Origin of the sequence: Iodobacter fluviatilis, assembly GCF_900451195.1 — a bacterium.
Classification (GTDB): domain Bacteria; phylum Pseudomonadota; class Gammaproteobacteria; order Burkholderiales; family Chitinibacteraceae; genus Iodobacter; species Iodobacter fluviatilis.
Genome location: NZ_UGHR01000001.1, coordinates 2,139,716 through 2,159,735, shown reverse-complemented (window position 1 = coordinate 2,159,735; position 20,020 = coordinate 2,139,716). Strand labels below are relative to the sequence as shown.

Annotated in this window: 13 protein-coding genes, 4 tRNA genes and 1 pseudogene; 10 read left to right on the top strand and 8 right to left on the bottom strand. The window is 49.3% G+C overall.

Features of this window, described 5'->3' with window-relative positions; genetic code table 11:
* Window positions 1-6: 6 nt before the first annotated feature.
* From DYD62_RS09900 to DYD62_RS09890, 3 genes are all read right to left on the bottom strand, one after another.
* Window positions 7-420 carry a protein YgfX gene (locus DYD62_RS09900; protein WP_115227186.1) on the bottom strand — a complete coding sequence of 138 codons (414 nt, stop codon included), beginning with the start codon at window positions 418-420 and terminating at the stop codon, window positions 7-9.
* On the bottom strand, window positions 417-1,127 hold the full coding sequence (locus tag DYD62_RS09895) for an SIMPL domain-containing protein (protein ID WP_115227185.1): 711 nt from the start codon (window positions 1,125-1,127) through the stop codon (window positions 417-419). The genes DYD62_RS09900 and DYD62_RS09895 overlap by 4 nt, the downstream gene beginning before the upstream one ends.
* 354 nt (window positions 1,128-1,481) lie before the next feature.
* Entirely contained in the window at window positions 1,482-1,841 is a 360-nt protein-coding gene (locus DYD62_RS09890) for a hypothetical protein (protein WP_099396899.1), read from the bottom strand.
* 122 nt (window positions 1,842-1,963) lie between these two features.
* On the opposite strand from DYD62_RS09890, the gene DYD62_RS09885 reads away from it, so the two are divergent.
* Window positions 1,964-2,308 (top strand): hypothetical protein, encoded by a 345-nt coding sequence (locus DYD62_RS09885; RefSeq protein ID WP_115227184.1) that lies wholly within the window; start codon window positions 1,964-1,966, stop codon window positions 2,306-2,308.
* Between the two features lie 495 nt (window positions 2,309-2,803).
* Here the strand turns inward: DYD62_RS09885 and rnr are convergent.
* Window positions 2,804-5,287, bottom strand: a pseudogene (gene rnr, locus DYD62_RS09880) (ribonuclease R); the annotation flags it as partial.
* Window positions 5,288-5,422: 135 nt separating this feature from the next.
* Here rnr and DYD62_RS09875 point away from each other — a divergent pair.
* The 7 genes from DYD62_RS09875 (at window position 5,423) to DYD62_RS09845 (ending at window position 11,414) form a co-directional block, all read left to right on the top strand.
* Window positions 5,423-5,507 (top strand) — tRNA-Leu (locus tag DYD62_RS09875).
* Between the two features lie 89 nt (window positions 5,508-5,596).
* A tRNA-Leu gene (locus DYD62_RS09870) sits at window positions 5,597-5,681 on the top strand.
* A 70-nt stretch (window positions 5,682-5,751) separates the two neighbouring features.
* Window positions 5,752-5,836, top strand: a tRNA-Leu gene (locus DYD62_RS09865).
* Between the two features lie 70 nt (window positions 5,837-5,906).
* Window positions 5,907-5,991 (top strand) — tRNA-Leu (locus DYD62_RS09860).
* A 269-nt stretch (window positions 5,992-6,260) separates the two neighbouring features.
* Window positions 6,261-7,907, top strand: a complete 1,647-nt coding sequence (locus tag DYD62_RS09855; protein WP_115227182.1) for a response regulator — start codon at window positions 6,261-6,263, stop codon at window positions 7,905-7,907.
* Between the two features lie 104 nt (window positions 7,908-8,011).
* On the top strand, window positions 8,012-9,139 hold the full coding sequence (locus DYD62_RS09850; RefSeq protein ID WP_115227181.1) for an ATP-binding protein: 1,128 nt from the start codon (window positions 8,012-8,014) through the stop codon (window positions 9,137-9,139).
* 667 nt (window positions 9,140-9,806) lie between these two features.
* Window positions 9,807-11,414 (top strand): methyl-accepting chemotaxis protein, encoded by a 1,608-nt coding sequence (locus tag DYD62_RS09845; RefSeq protein WP_115227180.1) that lies wholly within the window; start codon window positions 9,807-9,809, stop codon window positions 11,412-11,414.
* A gap of 281 nt (window positions 11,415-11,695) precedes the next feature.
* Here DYD62_RS09845 and DYD62_RS09840 read toward each other — a convergent pair whose 3' ends face one another.
* Window positions 11,696-12,673 carry an ankyrin repeat domain-containing protein gene (locus DYD62_RS09840; protein WP_165928619.1) on the bottom strand — a complete coding sequence of 326 codons (978 nt, stop codon included), beginning with the start codon at window positions 12,671-12,673 and terminating at the stop codon, window positions 11,696-11,698.
* Between the two features lie 329 nt (window positions 12,674-13,002).
* Entirely contained in the window at window positions 13,003-13,482 is a 480-nt protein-coding gene (locus tag DYD62_RS09835) for an aminoacyl-tRNA deacylase (RefSeq protein WP_115228260.1), read from the bottom strand.
* A gap of 136 nt (window positions 13,483-13,618) precedes the next feature.
* On the opposite strand from DYD62_RS09835, the gene DYD62_RS09830 reads away from it, so the two are divergent.
* Both DYD62_RS09830 and DYD62_RS09825 read left to right on the top strand, forming a co-directional pair.
* The gene (locus tag DYD62_RS09830; protein WP_115227178.1) at window positions 13,619-15,067 is read left to right on the top strand and encodes a protein adenylyltransferase SelO; all 1,449 of its coding nucleotides are present in this window, start codon (window positions 13,619-13,621) and stop codon (window positions 15,065-15,067) included.
* A gap of 154 nt (window positions 15,068-15,221) precedes the next feature.
* Window positions 15,222-16,643, top strand: coding sequence for an inorganic phosphate transporter (locus tag DYD62_RS09825; protein WP_373280369.1), 1,422 nt, complete (start codon window positions 15,222-15,224; stop codon window positions 16,641-16,643).
* Window positions 16,644-16,676: 33 nt separating this feature from the next.
* On the opposite strand, the gene DYD62_RS09820 is transcribed toward DYD62_RS09825, so the two are convergent.
* On the bottom strand, window positions 16,677-18,707 hold the full coding sequence (locus tag DYD62_RS09820) for a hypothetical protein (RefSeq protein ID WP_115227176.1): 2,031 nt from the start codon (window positions 18,705-18,707) through the stop codon (window positions 16,677-16,679).
* Between the two features lie 273 nt (window positions 18,708-18,980).
* Entirely contained in the window at window positions 18,981-19,913 is a 933-nt protein-coding gene (locus DYD62_RS09815; RefSeq protein ID WP_233702900.1) for a histone deacetylase family protein, read from the bottom strand.
* Window positions 19,914-20,020: the final 107 nt, after the last annotated feature.

The window sequence follows — 20,020 nt, the reverse complement described above, 5'->3', positions numbered from 1 at the left end:
CACAGATCACCGGCTTGGCCTTTGCAACACCGGCCACTGCCAGCGCAGCCAGATCCGCCACTGACGCAGGCAATCAGCCGGAGCGCTGTCAGGCCAGAGCACCAGATTAATTCGCTGCCCTTCCCCCTTAAGATGCAAAACAATCAGTGCGCCCATCACTCGGCTGGAAGGCAAAAGAGAGGCATCCACCTCTTTGCCATCCTTCATGGTCAGCCTGAGCTGCCCGTCAGGCAAAGCCATCACGCTGCAAGGCGCAAGTGGCTTTCGATAAAGGCTGTAATACAAAGAAAAAGCCACCACAAGCGTGATGGCCCATAACCAAGGAGAAAAAACGCAGGCAAGTGCTGCAGCTGCGTGGCTTATGTATACGCAGCGCAGCTCCCAAAGGGAGGGAGTCAGCACAAGCGGCGCGGGGCTCATTCGCTGATTTGAATACTGCCTGAAACATTGGCCGTTAAGCGGCTGTCACCCGACTCAATCGGCGCATCCGCCCTGCCGGACATTTCCATCATCGGGCTGGCTTTCATCATCATGACAGGCTGCGGACGATGACCGCCTGAAGTATTGACATTCACATTCATCATCTTCCATGCCTTAGCAGAAAACCCCTTCTGAATCAGGTCAGCACGTTGCTTAAAAGCCTGCAGGCCTTCCGCAATCAAGCCTTCTTCGGCCTTTGCCCTTGCCTCATCCGAAACACCATAGCTAACATTGGCCAACTGCATTGGCAAGCCCCCTGCAAGTGGCTGCTGCAGCTGCGCCAATAATTTAGACAACACAGCAAAATCGCGGGATGAAATACGCAATTCACCACGGCTGCGCCAGCCTTCTTGTTTATTGGTCTTGCCATAAAGCGGATAAGTTGCATAAGCCGTACCACCGCTTTGCACCACACTTTGCTGCTTAACCAGTTTTAAGCCCGCACCCAGCGTTTGATTGACTTTCTCACTTAAACGAGCCGGATCAGTATCTGTAAATTCAACAAATAAAATGGCACTCGCCAAATCATTGGGCACTTCGCGCGTGACGCTGGCATCCAGATTTACAACATTAAATACCGGTGCTTCGTTTGCTGCCATTGCGGATGTCATTGCCGCCAGCATTGCCGCAGAAAGAAAATATTTCATTTCAAACCCTCTTCATAACTTACAAGATCAACCCAAGCCCTGCACTTTAATCAAAATAAACAAGAAAGGTATAAGTAAAAAATCACACCAAAACGATTATAGCTTGTCCTGAAAAACCAAGCCGCCCACAATACTTACTCCATCTTTTCTTGATCCATGCATTTTAGCCCTAAGCTTCATGCATCTGCCCACAAACGTTTATTTGCAAACTTACTAAGCAGCATGGGTTGACTTGCAGCAAAATGAGAAAAACAAGGGTGTATTTAAATGCTGCTGCAAAATAAAAGGGCGATAATTCGCCCCTTTATTACACTCAATAAGTAAATATACCTAGCAAAAGCTTTATACTAGCGCCTAGTGGTAGCCATGATCTGTAGGGGTGTTGTGAATATCTTCTGCAACCGCATCCATAACACCCAGATGCACTTCAACATCAAACCATTCCCAGAATGTTTTGAGATTACGCTTCTCTGGCCAGTGCTGCTCTTCAGCAACCCAGGAAGCAAGCTCCATTTCGAATAATTTTTCAGCAATTTCATCAATGAATGCGATGCCGTCTTCAGTTTCATTCGCTTCAGGGATCAAAATAGAGGTACAGTCACAACGCACTTCTTCTAAAGTCAGCTGGATGTCATTTCCAGGTAGCTGATTGAGCCAATCGAGAAAAGGTTGCCGTGGCTTAATGATAGCAACCGAGCGATCGACGATAAACATGCAGAACTCCTTGGTTAAAAGTATATCTTTACCGCAGTGCGGTATTCAGGCACAAGGTTAGCACGACGAGTGCTACGCTGTATTTTCAACGGCAAATAAATCTGCCCATTTTGATAAGCATCATGAATCAAACAACTGATACTCGTTCTCGTAAAAAAGTAAGCTGGCGAGCGGCCATGGTCACGGCTCCCAGTGTTCCGCCTGTCTATGGTATTGCTGTAGAAGTGGCCGAACACAACCTCATCATCCTTGCAGATAAAGAAGTCAAAGTAGGGACTTCCTGCCATGTTTATCTGGATATTCCAGGCACACAAGTCAATAAAAAGAACTACGTCGACTTCACTGGCAATATCAGCTGCACCTCACTGATGGGGCAAGTCAGTATGTTCCGCCACATTGTGCAAATTAAAGAGATCAACTCCATACAGCGTGAAAACTTACTTAAAGCACTTAAATCCACCTCATAGCCCAGCCAGTAAACAGCCCGCCGTCAGCGGGCTGTTTTGCTTTTAGTCCATGGCTTACTTTGGTTTACGCTTATTCAGCGCTGTATCGCCCCCATCTATCGTTACCTCCTTAACAACAGCAGGCTTTACCCTAGGTGCACGCGGTTTTTTTACAGCGGGTTTTACAACCTCAGGCGCATAAGGCGGCGTTTTCTGAACCACCTTAGCCACAGCTGACTGGGTGACAGCGGGTGCTTTAGTAACCTTAGGTGCCACGACCTTTTTTACAGGCACAGCCTTCGCGGCTGCGGGCTGATTGGCTACGGGTACTTTAGTAACCTTAGGCGCCACGACCTTTTTTACAGGCACAGCCTTCGCGGCTGCGGGCTGATTGGCTACGGGTGTTTTAGCAACCTCAGGTGCCACGGCTTTTTTTACAGGTACCACCGTCTTGGCAACAGGAGCGGAAGCAGCCTCCAAATTACCCGGCCCGGAAACCTGACGAACAACCGCTTTTTTTCGTACATTCTTTGCTGCAGTTTTCGTCACCGCTGGGCTTGAAGCCACGGCTTTCGGAGTGGCCGCTTTAGTCTTGGCCACTCCGGTTTTTTTAGCAGATAAATCAGCAGTGGGTTTAGCAACGCTCTTGCTGGTTTTTCTTACACCCGCAGCCGGCTTAGCTGCGGTTGCCGTTTTTGCCGCAGGTGCAGCAACCGGCTTGCCACGCCTTGGAGCCGGGCTGCGCGGTGGTGCATTACGGCGGCCAGCGGCCACTTCGGCTACAGGCTTATCGCCCCACATGGGTTTTTCTTCAACCAGCATAAAATCAATCTTGCTGGTTTCTAGGGAAACACGCGCTACTTTGATTTTTACACGACCAGTAATACGATAAACCTGCCCCGTGCGCTCGCCCTTCAGTTCTTTGCGGACTTCATCAAAGTGGAAGTAATCTGTACCCAGCTCGGAAATATGCACCAAGCCTTCTACAAACACATTGTCCAGCAGAACAAAGATCCCAAAGCCGGTAACAGCGGAAATCACGCCTTCAAATTCTTCACCGACCTTATCCTGCATGTAATAGCACTTCAGCCAGTTTTGCACATCGCGGCTGGCGTCGTCCGCACGGCGTTCTGTCATTGAGCACTGCGTGCCCAAAGCTTCCCACTTCATGGCTGGGGTGTATTTTTTTCCTGCCAGAATAGCCTTGATTGCGCGGTGCACCAGTAAATCAGGGTAGCGGCGAATCGGTGAAGTAAAATGGGTATAGGCATCATATGACAAGCCAAAATGGCCTTTATTATCAGGGCTGTATACAGCCTGAGAGAGCGACCTGAGCAGCATAGTTTGCAGCAGCGGCGCATCTTCGCGCAGCTTGATTTTCTCCAGCAGCACAGCGTAATCACCGGCCGTTGGATCCTCTTCACCATCCAGCGTTAAACCCACGCTCTTGATATAAGTGCGCAGATTTTCCAGCTTTTCTGGTGTTGGCCCTTCATGTACGCGGTAAACGCAGTCGTGCTCTTTTTTCAGCAAAATATCTGCCGCACATACATTCGCCGCCAGCATGCATTCTTCGATTAATTTATGTGCATCATTCCTAACAACAGGCACAATTTCACTGATTTTGCCCTTATCATCAAAGCGCATTTCTGTTTCGACGGTTTCAAAATCAATGGCACCGCGCAAGGCACGTGCAGCAGAAAAAGCTTTAAACAGCGCATAAAGTGTATCGATTTGCGGTAATACATGCTGATATTGCTGGGCCATTTCACCTACAGGGTGCTGAATCATATCCCACACTTTGGTGTAAGTCAGGCGCGCTTTTGAATGCATCACAGCAGGATAAAAGCGATATTTTTTAATCTCGCCCTTAGCCGTAATCTGCATATCACACACCATGCAAAGGCGCTCTACATCAGGCATCAAAGAGCAAATGCCATTTGAAAGGGCCTCAGGCAACATCGGAATAACCCGGCGCGGGAAATACACCGAATTACCACGCTCGATTGCGCCCACATCCAGCGCATCCCCTGGCAATACATAGTGACTGACATCGGCAATGGCTACGATTAAGCGCCAGCCCTTGCCCTTTTTCTCTGCATAAACGGCGTCATCAAAATCTTTGGCCGTTTCACCATCAATGGTTACGAGCGGCAAATCGCGTAAATCTTCACGCTCTACCGTATCCAGTACTTTCTTCCAATCTTTTTTACGCACTTTGGTGGGCGTATCTTCACCCTGCAAAATGGCCTCGGCAGAAAATTCATGCGGCAGATTATGCTTACGCAGGGCAATTTCAATCTCCATACCCGGGTCAGCATAGTTACCCAGCACCTGAACCACCCGACCTACCGGCTGTGAATAGCGCGAAGGCTGCGTCACCAGCTCAACCATGACCACCTGACCAGATTCAGCGCCCATCGTGCCATTGGGCTCTAATAGAATTTCATGGCTAATCCGTTTATCTTCAGCAGTGACAGTAAACACACCGTGTTCACCGTGTAAGCGGCCCACTAATTTTTGAGTAGACCTCACCAGCACTTCAACAATACTGCCTTCACGACGCCCGCGGCGATCCAGCCCCATTGGCCGTACTAAAACACGATCACCATGTAAAACCTTAGCCATTTCCTTAGGGCCAAGGTAAAGATCGCTACTGCCATCGTCAGGCACTAAGAAGCCAAAGCCATCTGCATGCCCTTGTACCCGCCCCTGTAAAAGATCGAGTTTATCCGGCAGGCACAGCGCCCCTTTCCGGTTAATCATCACCTGACCTTCGCGCTCCATCGCCGCCATTCTGCGATGAAACTGTGTTTCTTCTTCTGGAAGGATGGATAACATGCTCATTAATTCATCAACAAAAATCGGTGCGCCATGCTCGGTGAGCACTTGAAGCACAAATTCTCGTGAAGGAAGAGGAAATTCATAGCGTTCGCGTTCACGCTCCAGAAATGGGTCAGACGCGCGTATGCCTTTGATTTTTTTGGAACGGCCGCTCATCGTCGGGGCCTCCTGTTTGGGGATAGTGGAAATTCTTAAAGATTTCTTCGGTATATTTCTTGACATGGAGTCCGCTTTTAACAATAATCGCCTCCTCTTAAGTGAGGCGCAGCAACATTCTAACGCTTTTAGAGCGCCCAGGTGGCGGAATTGGTAGACGCGCATGGTTCAGGTCCATGTGCCTTCGGGTGTGGAGGTTCGAGTCCTCTCCTGGGCACCACGTTCTAATTGTATTAAATGTGTCTTATCAAAAACGGTTTAATCCGCATTGACTAAGCAGCAGTCACTTTTGAAAAAGAAGTAAGTATTGCCCAGATGGCGGAATTGGTAGACGCGCATGGTTCAGGTCCATGTGCCTTCGGGTGTGGAGGTTCGAGTCCTCTTCTGGGCACCAGTAATATGTAGTAAATGAGTCAACTTTATCAGTGACTCCGTATTAAATAGTAAGCTTTGCTTTAAGTATTGCCCAGATGGCGGAATTGGTAGACGCGCATGGTTCAGGTCCATGTGCCTTCGGGTGTGGAGGTTCGAGTCCTCTTCTGGGCACCAGTAATATGTAGTAAATGAGTCAGCTTTATCAGTGACTCCGTATTAAATAGCAAGCTTTGCTTTAAGCATTGCCCAGATGGCGGAATTGGTAGACGCGCATGGTTCAGGTCCATGTGCCTTCGGGTGTGGAGGTTCGAGTCCTCTTCTGGGCACCAGTAAGATTAGACCATTGCCTAGCTTTAATAAGCTCAGGCATTATGGCAAAATATTCAGGCATTTTACTGGCAAGCTAATAAACCGCCGGTAGCAAAACAACCCAGCCAAGCTGGGTTTTTTTACGCCTATTCATCCTTCTCAGTCCTATCCGCCATGCCCGGCAACCAGCTGGCGCTCAAAAACCCTTCTTTACATCCATTACGCCCACGCTTTCCCCATAATCAGGTAATGGTTAATATACACGTCAATTTCCTCTTGCCAAACTACGATGACCGACTTAATTAGCAACGCACGCGCACTTATCGCCGATGACGCGCCAACTGTTCGTCAGTCTTTACGCATGACACTTGCGCAAGTGGGTATCACCCGCGTAGACACCTCGAGCAGTGTAGGGGAAACCCGCCGTCGGCTGCGTAATGCAGAATACGACGTTATTTTGTGTGACTACGATTTTGGCGAAGGAATGAACGGCCAGGAGCTGCTTGAAGAAATTCGCAGAAATGGCGAGCTGCCGCTCAGCACGGTGTGGTTTATGATCACCGCAGAAGCCTCTTATGAAAAAGTGGTGGCCGTTGCCGAAGTTGGCCCTGACGACTACCTGATTAAGCCTTTTTCCGGCTCTCAGCTGATAGACAGGCTGAATATTGCATGGAAAAAAAAGAAAGCCCTGCAGGTTATTTATGACTGCATTGCTGAAGACAATATGCAGGGCGCCATTGACGCTGCCCGTGGTCTTCTGGCCAAACCCGAAGTCCCTTATAAATCAGATCTTCTGCGCCTGTTGTCTACCCTTTTACTGGAAACAAACCAGCTGGAAGAAGCGCGTATTTTATTTGAAGAAATTCTAGCGAGTCGCCTTGTTCCATGGGCAAAACTGGGGCTGGCCAAGGTTTACAATAAGCAGGGCAACAAAACCAAAGCCGATCAGCTACTGCAAGCCTCTATCGTGCAGCACAGCCAATATGTTGACGCTTACGAAGAGTTGGCCAATATGTATATGAATGAGGGCCGCCTTGACGAAGCCATGGTGGTCTTTGATAAATGCCTTGCAATTACACCCAACAATATTAATCGCCTGCAAAAAGCAGGCAATTTAGCCAATATGCTGGGAGACAGCGCCAAGGCCAAAACGCTGTTAAGCAGAGCAGTAAACTGTGGGGGCAACTCCACGGCCCTTTCTGCCAACACCATTTTGCAGCTAGCGATTGCAGCAAAAATTGAAGATTCACTCGCTGATGCCGAAAAATACCTGCGCATGGTTCAGGAAAGAGTCCGTAAAGACGACTCCCACCAGAATAGAATTTCCGCACAGCTCGCCTCGGCTATTTTTAGCGGCAAAACAGAAGACCTCAGCAAAATAGAAACCGCCATGGTGGATGACGACTTCAGCATGGAGCTGGCCATCAGCTTCATCATGACCGCGCATTTAATTTGCCCCCCAAGCAACGAAACAGAAACCGCCAACTGCAGTGCTCCACCCTACCGCTGGCTGTCTATCCTCTCCAAACGCTTTGTGACGACCAAAAATATGTCCGGCATACTAGAAAGCACAGCCAACCAAAGACCAGCGTGGAAGCAATTCATTCAAACCACAGGACAAGAAATCACCGATGTTAATAATACCGGCGTGCAACTCATGCTGAAATCGCGCTTTAATGAAGCGGTTGCCTTGCTTGTCCCGGAAGCACAAAACACTCGCAACTCGCGCCTCACCCTGTCTGCAGCCCACGCCAGTGTTAAATACCTTAAAGCTGACGCCCCAGCCGAAATGCGGCCATCTCTTCTGAAAACCGCCAACGAACTTATCAGCAGGCTGCGCGGGCATGTTGATGAAAGCGTTTATCTCAGCCTGCGCAATGATCTGGATGAATTACTCAGCCCTTCCAGCAAGCCCAGCAATGAAACCGCCGAATAAGACGTAAAAAACCACAATATCAAGACACTTCAAGCCATAGATGGACTCATTTACCTATATCTATATAATTAAGACATGTTTAATTACTATAGATATTGATAAACATGAGCGAAAAGAGCGCGCCTGACTGGCACTTTCAGCGCACGGAGCTAGCGGACTACTATCTTAAAAGCTTTGCATTAAAGCTCAGCAACAGCAGGGCCCTGTTTGCACGGCGGCGCATGGGAAAAACTGAATTTTTACTGCAAGACCTTGCCCCGCTCGCCAGCAGGCAAGGCTACCGGGTAATTTATATTAATTTATGGGAGTGCCGGGACAACACCAGCGAGGGTGTTGCAACGGCCGTAATTCACAGCCTGCAAAACAGCGATGGCTTACTTGACCGCCTAAAAAAAATGAGCAGCAAAAAAATGGGCTCCATCAAGCTCAGCGCCAAAAGCCCGCTGGCCGAAGGCAGCTTGGAAACCCGCTTTGAAAGCGACGCGGCCACGTCCAGCCTGATCAGTAAGATGTGGCAAAAAATAGACCAAACCAATGACACCATTTTGCTGCTTATCGACGAAGCGCAAATTTTAGCCAGCGCCAGCAATAACGATTTAGCCGCTGCGCTGCGCGCCGGGCTGGATATTCGTAAGCAGAGAATTCACGTGATATTTACAGGCAGCAGCGAGCATACTTTGCGCGATATGTTTGCCAAGTCCAATCAGCCCTTTTACAACTGGGCGCCAGTAGAACCCTTCCCCCTGCTGGATAATTTATTCGTCCAATATATGATCAATGTAAGTAATCATATCCTAGACAGTAACTACCACCTGAGCATTGAGGACGGCATATCTGCATTTAATAGACTCAAACAAACCCCCGAATTATTCCGGCGCTTTTTAGAGGAATATTTAATTCGCCCCTTTTATGGCTGCGAAGCGGCTATAGAAAGAGCGCTGGCGAAAACATATACCGATCAGGGTTTTGACAGCCTCTGGAATGAATTACTTCCTGTAGATCAAATCATTCTGCAATACATTGCAGCAAGACTAACCGGATTAAGCAGTAAAAGCACACGGCAAAAACTAGGCGAACACTTAGGGCTTGGCGAGCTTGCTAACCACACAGTCAATAATGCGCTGGCCCGCTTATTTGAAAAGCAGCATTTATCCAGGGAAGACCGTGGCATATACCGTTTTGAAGATGATCATTTCGAAGAATGGATACAAACCGAGCACCCTTTTACATAAAAACAGCGTGCTGAACGGTAAAACCGTTTACTTAAGCGATTTTGCTTAATTCCCCCCTTTGAAAAAGGGGGGCCAGGGGGGATTTGCAGTAGACACTGAGCTTTAATAAGCAAATAACCAAAGGCAAATCCCCCTCAATCCCCCTTTTACAAAGGGGGAAGCAAAACCAATACCTTAAGTGAACGGCACTAGGGCTGAACGGCATGTTTTTTACCCATCACACAGAGGATTGCCACGCAAACGGGCAATCTTCTCTTAATAAAACACTTACAATTAAATAAAACAGTCATTTTACTTGTAAAAAAACATAGGGAAAATCACTCGTTATTCACAAACACTCAGTTTTAAGAATAATGATGGCGTGCAACAAAAAAATACATCCGCAGCAAATCAAGCAACAAAACACACAATAGCAAATAGAAACCGATCACTTCAGATCAAAAAACACAGGTCCAGACTTGACCACAGAAAACCAACAAAATATATCCTTACCGAAAAACTTTCTGAAAAAGCAAAAGCCCCCCTGCCCCGCAAAAAAGAACAATAATTTATTAAAAATACAACACAAAAACATGCATCTTTTATTCCATACAAAAAAAATAGAAAAAAATACTAATCTATTTAAAAATACCCCACATAATGTTTAGAGAACAACTGGGGGACAGCCATGTCATTACGCTTACGTTTAATCCTCATGAGTGCATTGGGAATCATTGCCATAGTGATTACTAGCCTAATTGGGCTCAATGGTATTCACCAAGCAAACCAAACCATGAATAGTATTTACCAAGACCGCGTTGTGCCATTACGCGATCTTAAAAGCGTAGCAGACCTCTACGCGGTGAATATTGTGGATACAAGCCATAAAGTACGAAATGGTAGCTTGGCGGCAGAACAGGGCATTAGCCTGATCAATACGGCAGAAGCAGGCATCAGCCGTGATTGGGGCAATTATATGGCCAGCAAAATGGACGGCAAAGAAAGTAGCCTCGCTCATGAAAATGAGCAGCTGATGAAACGGGCCAATCAAATCAGCACCAAACTTAAACAGGCCATGCAAAACAAAGACACGGCCGCATTAGATCAATTGGTTGTTCATGATATGTATCCAGCAATAGAGCCGGTATCCGACAAAATATCAGAGCTCATCACCTTGCAGCTTGATGTGGCCAAACAAGATCACGAGGCCTCTGAGCAGGCCTATCTCTCCACTCGCATGTATAACATCATGCTGCTTGCCGCAATCACTCTCATCTTGGTTGTGATATCAGCATGGCTCATCCGTGATATCAGCCACGCCGTCCGCAGCACCACGCTCTTTGCCAGCATCATTGCCTCAGGCGATTTAAGCAAAGACAAGCCCAGTTCAGGCAAAGACGAGCTGGGCGCATTACTCGACAGCCTTGGAAATATGCAGAGCAGTCTGCGTAGCGCCGTCCAGGAAATCGCCAAAAGCTCGAGAGCCATCGGCAGTGCATCGAATGAGCTAAGCCTAGGCAGCACACAAACATCTGCGGCCATTGATTTACAAAATCAGGCCTCAGCCTCTCTGGCCTCCTCGGTAGAAGAAATGACGGTCAGCGTCTCCATCATTACTGACAACTCAGAAGATGTGAGCACTTCAACCAATATTGCACTGGCAGCCACCCACACCAGCAGCGAAGTAATTCGGGCTACGCAAACCGCACTATCACAAATGAGCGACACCATAGGCTCGGCAACAGAGCGTATTCTGCAGTTGCAAGACCGCTCCAACGCAGTAGGCCAGATTGCGCGGGTGATCCGCGATATTGCAGATCAGACTAATTTGCTGGCGCTGAATGCGGCCATCGAAGCCGCACGCGCAGGAGATATGGGCAGGGGCTTTGCGGTTGTTGCGGACGAAGTCAGAAAACTAGCCGAACGCACTACCCAATCCACGCTGGAAATTAACGAAACCATTAATGCCATTCAGACAGGCACCACCGAAGCCGCAACCATCATGAATCAGGCTCTGGGCGAAGTGCAGATTGGGGTGCAGCACGCAGGCGAGGCCGCCCAATCAGTGCAAAACAGCCATGATGCGGCCCAATCAGTCCACACCGCTATTCATGCCATTGTGGATTCACTGCGCGAACAGCGCCAAGTCTGTAACCTGATCAGCCAGAATATCGAGCGTATTGCCCAGGCAAGCGAAGAAAACAATCTTGCGGTACAAGCCAACACAGATACCGCAATGGAGCTCGATAAACAAGCGCTCATGTTAAATACGGTGGTTGCCCGGTTCAATCTGTAAGCTTTTACTTGGAATTAATCTAAAGATTCACGCGCATAAAAGGAGACTGCATAAGCGGTCTCTTTTTTCGTCATTAACGGCGCTTGCTTACACACTACAGCAAGGGCGAATTTCTTTCAAAAATGGCCCATTCCAATCAAAGAGCCAGAGCCCCCCCCCTTTTAATAACGGCTAAATTCAATCGGATACGGATGACTTGATGCGTTGCAAGAATTTAAATAGATACATTTGCAAAAAACGCCACAACACATTTGCTGCGTTTTGATTTGCAGGGTAGCCATTTACTTTGCAGCATGACGATCGGCCCATTCGCTCAGTAAATCGTACAAACGATGCTGATTGAGTTCAAGCGCCAATGAACAAGCGGATTCGCCACGCTGATTGCGTAAATAGGGGTCGGCGCCGTGCTCAGCAAGCCAGAGCGCAGCACTCACTTTTTTGTTCACCGCCGCCTTATGCAGCGCGGTCCAGCCCTCCTTACACTGAGCGTGAACAGCCAGCATGCCGCACTTTGCAACGAGGAGTTTCATTACCGCAACATGATCGCCAGCGGCCGCCTGCATCAGCGGCGTAATTCCTTTACTGCTCGTTTGCTGCGGATTTAAATCATAATTCATTAAGAGCGCAACAAGATCGGCATTGCCATTTAGCGCAGCCCAATGCAGCAAAGTATATCCATAGCAATCTGTAACCAAGAGATTGGCATTGAGCGCAATCAGCTCAACGACGATATCAAGTCTTCCGGCAAAACAGGCGTGCATAACGGGCGTCCAGCCCGCATCGTCTGCCAGCTCTACCGGCATTCCCGCACGGACAAATTGCGGCAGCAAGTTATAGTGGCGTTGCTCAATCGCCTGATGCAACCCTTCGGAACTTACACTAAATCCATATTGAGCCAGAATAGCCTGGGCATCCCTGCGTATTTGAGCTTGCAGAGCGGCCTTAGACAGAGGATAAGCCTTGACCTCTGGATTAACCTTGGCTTCCGGGATATCGCCCCATAACTCCAGCGTTTTCTGAGGAACGGCATCGAGTGCAACTTGCAGACGAAAAATCTCCAGAACGATTTCCCCGGGGAATTCATCCTGCTTTTGCTGCCCCTGGAGCAGTAAATCATTAAAACAAGCATCGAGCTGATCCAGCTCCCAGCTATTCATTATTTGCGCCAAAACGCGTGGATAACGCGCCTCCAGCTGAATGGGAAAGTGCTCCGGACTTATATTTTTTCTGAGTTGGTCAATGAGGAACTGAACATTCATGACGCGGCACATTTAATAGTTAACACGGCAACATTTAAACATTGATCGCGCTTCAAAATTAATACCGGTCACTCCACACAAAGACAGGTTGACATTACTCTCTAATATACGAGGAAATAAGCCCTACTCCTCAATAAGCAATAGAAAGAAATCCATCCATGCTATTCCACCCAAGCGAGGCCAGATCAGGCACAAACCGCAATACCTAGCAAGGGCCGGTACTTTTTAACCCTGCAGAGGCATTGATTTCACCTCACGCAGGCAACTTGTAGCCAAGGGGAGAAAGAAACAATCTCCCCTCCTGAATAAACCCAAAGACTGGCTTTAACTCAACGGAGTGCAGCTTCAACAATGTGCGCTTTAAGTATTCGCATTAATTCTGCAGGACACAGCGAGACCAAATAGCCCCGACGCCCGCCATTGATATAAATCAGAGGCAAATCAAGAATTGTTTTCTCAATATAAATTGGCATTTTTTTCTTAGTTCCAAAGGGGCTCGTCCCCCCCACCAGAAAGCCGGTATGCCTATTGGCCACCTCAGGCTTGCACGGCTCAATTTTTTTGCAGCCAACCTGACGCGCCAATTCTTTGGTCGACACTTTGCAATCGCCATGCATAAGCACAATCAAAGGTTTTCCTGCTTCGTCTTCCATAATCAAAGTTTTTACTACACAGTTTTCTGCAACATCCAGCTCACGCGCAGAAACCTTCGTGCCCCCATGCTCTTCATAAGCATAAAGATGGCTGGCAAAAACAGCCGCATGTTGCTTTAAAAACAGGGTTGCAGGGGTTTCAGGAAAATGTCGCATTTTGGTTTTCTCCAATATTTTTATGTTTAAGCAAATCATCAAACTGGCTGGCGTTTTTTACTTATTTCCCGCCTCAAAACGAGGTGTAAGCGTTATAATACCCGACTAAATTACTCAAGCTTAACGCGGTTAATCCATGACAAAACTTACTTTTGATCAAATTTTACTCACACCGCGTTTTGGCCGTCTACCCGGACATTTTTACACTCGCATCCAGCCAACGCCTTTGCCCTCCCCATATCTGATTGCATGGAATACCGAATTAGCGGATGAGATGGGTCTTGCCAGTGAAGCAGAGCCCACAGCCAGCCTCGCGGATTTTCTCTGCGGCAATCGCTTACCTCAGGGCAGCGAGCCGATTGCCAGCGTGTATTCTGGCCATCAGTTTGGCGTCAATGCAGGCCAGCTGGGCGACGGGCGAGCCATTTTGATCGGCGAGTACCTAGCGGATAATGGCCAGCATTGGGAAATGCAGCTCAAGGGGGCAGGACCTACGCCTTATTCCCGCCGCGCAGATGGCCGAGCCGTGCTCAGATCATCGATTCGTGAATATTTATGCTCTGAGGCCATGCATGGGCTAGGCATTGCAACCACCCGTGCACTGGGAATGGCCGGATCAGCACAGGGCGTATGGCGGGAAAGCATGGAAACCGCCGCAGTTGTATTGCGAGTTGCGCCCACTTTTGTGCGCTTTGGTCATTTTGAGCACTATCGAAATGATATTGATTCACTCAGAGAACTGGCCGATTGGGTGATACAACATCACTACCCGGCATGTGCCTCTGCCCTTAATCCTTATGTGGCCCTGCTCGAAAACGTCATTGAGCGCACCGCTGTCATGATTGCAAAATGGCAGGCCACCGGCTTTTGCCATGGCGTAATGAATACTGACAATATGTCGATTCTGGGTCTGACGCTTGATTACGGCCCGTTTGGCTTTATGGATGGCTTTGATGCGGGGCATATTTGCAACCACTCCGACGACAGTGGCCGCTACGCTTACAAGCAGCAGCCGGAGATGGGCCTATGGAATCTGCAGGTACTGGCGCAGGCCTTACTTCCTCTAATGGACAGAGAATCAGCCCTACATGCCCTGCAGCAGTATCAGGGGCATTTTGAAAGCCACTTCGCCGATTTACTGCGCCAAAAGCTGGGCCTGCTTTGCTGGCAGGAGAGCGACTGGGGGCTAATTACCACCCTATTTGAGCTAATGCATCGCAGCCGCTGCGACTGGACTTACTTCTGGCGCAATCTGCCACAGCTTGGCGCAAAGCTGCGTGACCACTTTCAAGACAGAGGTGCCTTTGATATTTGGTATGCTGATTATCAAATTCGTATCAGCACCGAAAACCGCGACCCACTCGAACGGCAAGCCGAGATGAACCGGGTTAATCCCAAATATGTTTTACGCAACTATCTGGCCGAGATCGCCATCCGCAAAGCAAGAGACGAAGGTGACTTCAAAGAAATCAAAGCCTTACAGCAATGCCTGATGCACCCCTTTGATGAGCAAACCGATTTTGAACATTATGCAGAGCTGCCGCCAGAGTGGGCGGCACAGATCGGCGTTTCTTGCTCGTCCTAAAAGCAGTAAATATTTTATAAAGAATATTTACTGCAATACGGCTGAAATCAAAGCAGGTTAGGGCCTTTTTGGGGCATAATCGCGCCGTCATCACTCATTTACCCCTACCATGCCCGATATTTTTAGTGGCCTTGACTATGGCGTTGCCATCAGCCTGGTTCTGGCCCTTGGCTTTGTACTTACCTACGAATTTATTAACGGCTTTCACGATACGGCTAACGCTGTTGCCACCGTCATTTACACCAAAGCAATGCCTCCGCATCTTGCCGTGGTTGCATCGGGCATCTGTAATTTCTTTGGTGTATTACTCAGTGGCTTAGGCGTTGCCTATGCCATTGTTCATCTGCTACCTGTTGAGCTTTTACTGAATGTAGGATCCGGACAAGGCCTTGTGATGGTCTTTGCGCTGCTGGCGGCAGCCATTATCTGGAATTTGGGCACATGGTATCTGGGTCTGCCTGCATCAAGCTCGCATACGCTGATTGGCTCTATTCTGGGTGTGGGTATTGCCAATGCATGGATGACCGACATTCCTCTACTTGAAGGCATCAATACCCAGAAAGCCATCGACATTATGCTCTCCCTCCTGATCTCCCCTACCGTGGGTTTTCTGGTCGCTGGGGGCCTACTGCTGCTGCTGAAAAAATTTCGCGCTGATTCGCGCATGCACAACACGCCGGACGAACGCAAAGCACTGGATGGCAAAAAACATCCTCCGTTCTGGACTCGCGTTGCGCTGATTTTATCTGCACTGGGCATCAGTTTTGCCCACGGCTCCAACGACGGGCAAAAAGGCATTGGCTTGTTAATGCTGGTTCTGATCGGCATTGTACCGGGTAAATTTGTGGTGGATATGAGCAGCACTACCTACCAAATTGAGCGTACTCACGACGCGGCACTGCATTTGCAGCAATTTTACAGCCGCAACAGCTACCGCCTGAACGACTTCATTGATCAAAACGCACAAGACCCGCTGCCACCACAATTTAAATGCGACTCCAAGCAAACCATGCCAGCCAGTAATGAGCTGGTGACCAAGCTGGCTGGCATTCATAACTACGAACAACTTTCTGAAACAGAACGTATTCGTGTACGCCGTTTGCTGCTCTGTCTTGACGACACCGCAAAAAAAGTAAGTAAGCTGCCCAGCATCACCTCAACTGAAAAAGCAGATCTAGATCGCTTGCGTAAAGATTTATCCGCCACCACCGAATATGCACCGCAGTGGGTCATCGTAGCCATCGCCTTAGCACTTGGCCTTGGCACCATGATTGGTTGGAAGCGAATTGTACTGACCGTTGGTGAGAAGATCGGCAATAAGGGCATGACTTATAGTCAGGGGATGGCCGCGCAAATCACCGCCGCATCTGCCATTGGTATTGCCAGCCTCACCGGCATGCCTGTTTCAACTACCCACGTCTTGTCTTCTGCAGTAGCGGGGACCATGGTGGCCAATCGCAGCGGCTTACAAAGCCAGACCGTAAAAAACATTCTGCTGGCATGGGTACTGACCCTGCCGGTATCAATGGCGCTCGCTGGCGGGATGTTTATTGCCGCTAGTCACTGGATTAAATAGCAAAAAAGCCATGTCATCTGACATGGCTTTTTTTTAATTCAAGGGCACACTTTGTGAGGTTTCAACCCCACTGGGAAACTTCACTTTTACAACCAGTTGCGCATCAGCAGGAATCGGGCAGGCCACGGCCGATAAAGTACCAGTAAATTGCGGAACAACCGCAGTACTTGGCACCGTAAAACTGCTCAGGCCGGTTAACTGTGCGGGGTTATTAATTGCGTTCCCCAGAGCATCCACCAAAACTGTCTGTGTTATTTCCAAATCAAGTTGTGTTTTAGCCGGTAAAACATTGCCGTTCGCATCCCGCAAAGCTAAAGCAAACTGGCTAATCAGGCTGCCTGACGCACAAAGCCTGCCTGCACTCAGAGGATAAGTCAGCACATTACTGCCAAGGGCGCTTGCCGACCAGATTACCACTCTGCTGCTTGATACATGGATGGTTTTAGCAACTGAGCTAGGAATGCTTGCCGAGCGCAGCACGCCGTTATATTGCCCGTCCGGCCCGTTATAGACGCCATCGCCATTAAAATCGATAAAAGGCTCAACATAGCCAGCGCCATCAACGGCCAGCAGTGTCATGGGCGCAGCGTGTGCGGTTTCATCGGCGTTTAAAAAAGCCTCGCCCTGATCCGACCAACTTTCCCCCGTATCAAACACCCCGTTGCCATTCAGATCATTAAAGCTCTCTTCCCCCACCATATGCGCCAGCACGGTCATTCGCCCGGCACCCACTAATTTTTGCCGGTTTCCGGAGCTGACTAAAGTGACGCTGCAAGCCCCATTTACCATAGTGCAGCGCGGCGTAATCGTCCCGATACCGCCCTCAGTCATAAAGCTCACCGCAGAGCCATCGGGCACAGGATTACCAAAGCGATCCGATGCCCTAGCTGTCAGCACAACGCTATTGCCATCAAGGGTATAAAACTCTGGGTTCACAATATCTGCAGATAAACTAAAGCCGTTCTGATGCGGCAAACCAGTTGAAATCGTCAGCGCATTAGACTGGCTGCTGATTGCTGGATTAGCACCCCGCAGCGTAGCCGTTACCCGTACCACCGTGCTCACCGCACCGGCATTCACCACCACTTGTACGAGCCCTGTGCCAGGCTGGCTTTGCGCGGCACTTTGCACCAAGGTGATGCCACCCACCGTGGTATTCAAAGCAAAATCGACCCATTGCCCACCCAAGGGGCTGCCTTGTAAATCTTTCACCTTAAATTGCACCACAGCACTGGTATTACCGCCTGTTCCCGGCAAAGAAATCAGCTCAGGAACAGCACTTACAAATTCAATATTGCCCGCCAAGGCAGCCAGCACAGACAGTGTTGCTTTAGCAGACCTGCTCACGCCCCCAAGCGTGGCCGTTGCAGTAATTTCATCACTACCCGCACAGGATTTATCCTGATAAGTACTGGATGCCACCGCCGCTTTTACGCCATTAACCGTACTCACCACCGACAAAACGGGTGAAGACATCAAGGCCTTGCCTGCATCGGCACAGGGCGAGCTAAAACTCACGTTCACAGGCGTTTCCAAAGCCAGCCCTGTATCACTATTGCTCAGATTGACCGATACCCCCACGCTGCCGCCTGCCGATACGGTACTCAGATCGAGCTTGGGCGTGCTCAGTGCAAAATTAAGCGATCTGACGCTGTAATTAAACGCAGCGCTATACGATTTGCCATCTACATCAATACTGGCATTAATCGAATCTGCACCCGTATTATCGTTACTTATCAGCTGAGACTGCGCCCGCCCTGATGCATCGGTTAACACCGTATCGGGGCTGATTTGACTGAGGGAAGAGGTGCTTACGCCAAGTTTAACAACGCGGTTACTCAGGGGCTGCCCCTTTGCATCACTCAGCGTTACCACCAAGGCAGAGATGGAGTTTGCATAAACCGTTGCGGAGGTCTGCCCGGCACTATCTTGCAGCACCACAGAAAGCTGGGCCGCACCACTGGCCACAGCAACCGCACTGGCGGCCCCGCTGCTTACATCGCTCGCCCCGCCGCCACAGGCGGCCAGCACAGCAAACAACAGAAGTAAAAGTAAGCCCCGCATCTTGCTGTCCACTTATTGTTATCTCAGTGGCATTTATAGCAAAGGTGAAGCACAGAAGCTTGTCAGATTATCGCAAGTAATAAATATAAACACACCTCGGCTGGGTATCCGCTTCCCGCTTAATCGCCCCCGGCCGCTTTTTATGTTTTTAAAGGACGCACATCCACGACAAGCGCGCCATCCGATGCTTTATCGGCACGGATACTTTCAGGCGGGGCATTGCGCTCTGCCCCTTCCCGCCCCGGCGAAATGCCGAAAGAGCGACAATAGCCCCTAAATATCAGCCAGCTCTTTAATATGAGCCGCCACACTGCGCCCCAGGGCCGAAAGATCATAGCCGCCTTCCAGAAAAGACACGATGCGCCCGTCTGCATATTGATCAGCCACCTTCATAAGCTGCTTAGTCACCCATGCATAATCCGCCTCCACGAGGCCCATGGTCGACATTTCGTCTTCTAAATGCGCATCAAAACCTGCGGAAATCAAAATTAACTGTGGAGAGAACTCATTTAAAATGGGCAGCCATTTTTCCAAAACCAAGTCACGGAACTGTGCGCCCGTTGTGCCACGGGGCATCGGGAAATTACGCATATTCGCACCACGAGGCACATCCCCTGAGTACGGAAAAAAAGGATGCTGAAAAAAACTCACCATCATCACCCGATCATCCTCACAGAAAATATCTTCAGTGCCATTCCCGTGGTGAACATCAAAATCGACAATCACTACCCGCTCCAGACCATACTGATCCAAAGCATGGCGCGCAGCGACCGCCACATTATTAAAAAAACAAAAACCCATCGCGTTATTTCTTTCTGCGTGATGCCCTGGCGGGCGCACCCCGCAAAAAGCATTGGCCGCCTTGCCCTGCATCACCGCATCGACCGCTGCAATACCCGCCCCGGCCGCGTGATAAGCCGCTCTCAGGGTAAATGGATTCATCGCCGTATCCGGGTCCGCATGTACAAAGCCATGTGTAGGGGAAATCAGCGCAAGGCGATCTAGGTATTCGGTGCCGTGCACCCGTGCCAACTGCTCCCGCGTGGCAGCAGGCGCATCAATATGCCATAAGAAATCCCATATCCCTGCCGCCATCAAACGATCTTTAATGGCCTCTAAGCGCTCCGCGCACTCAGGATGCCCCTTACCCATATTGTGCATCGCACAGGCGGGGTGACTAATATAAGCGCTTGGACCACTACTCACCGGCACTACCCCCTTCAAGTCAGGCTGCCTTCGCCACCTGTTTAAACCACCTTGATTCAGCCAACAACAGGCTGCATCAACCCTTAGTACACGCTATTCTGACTGTT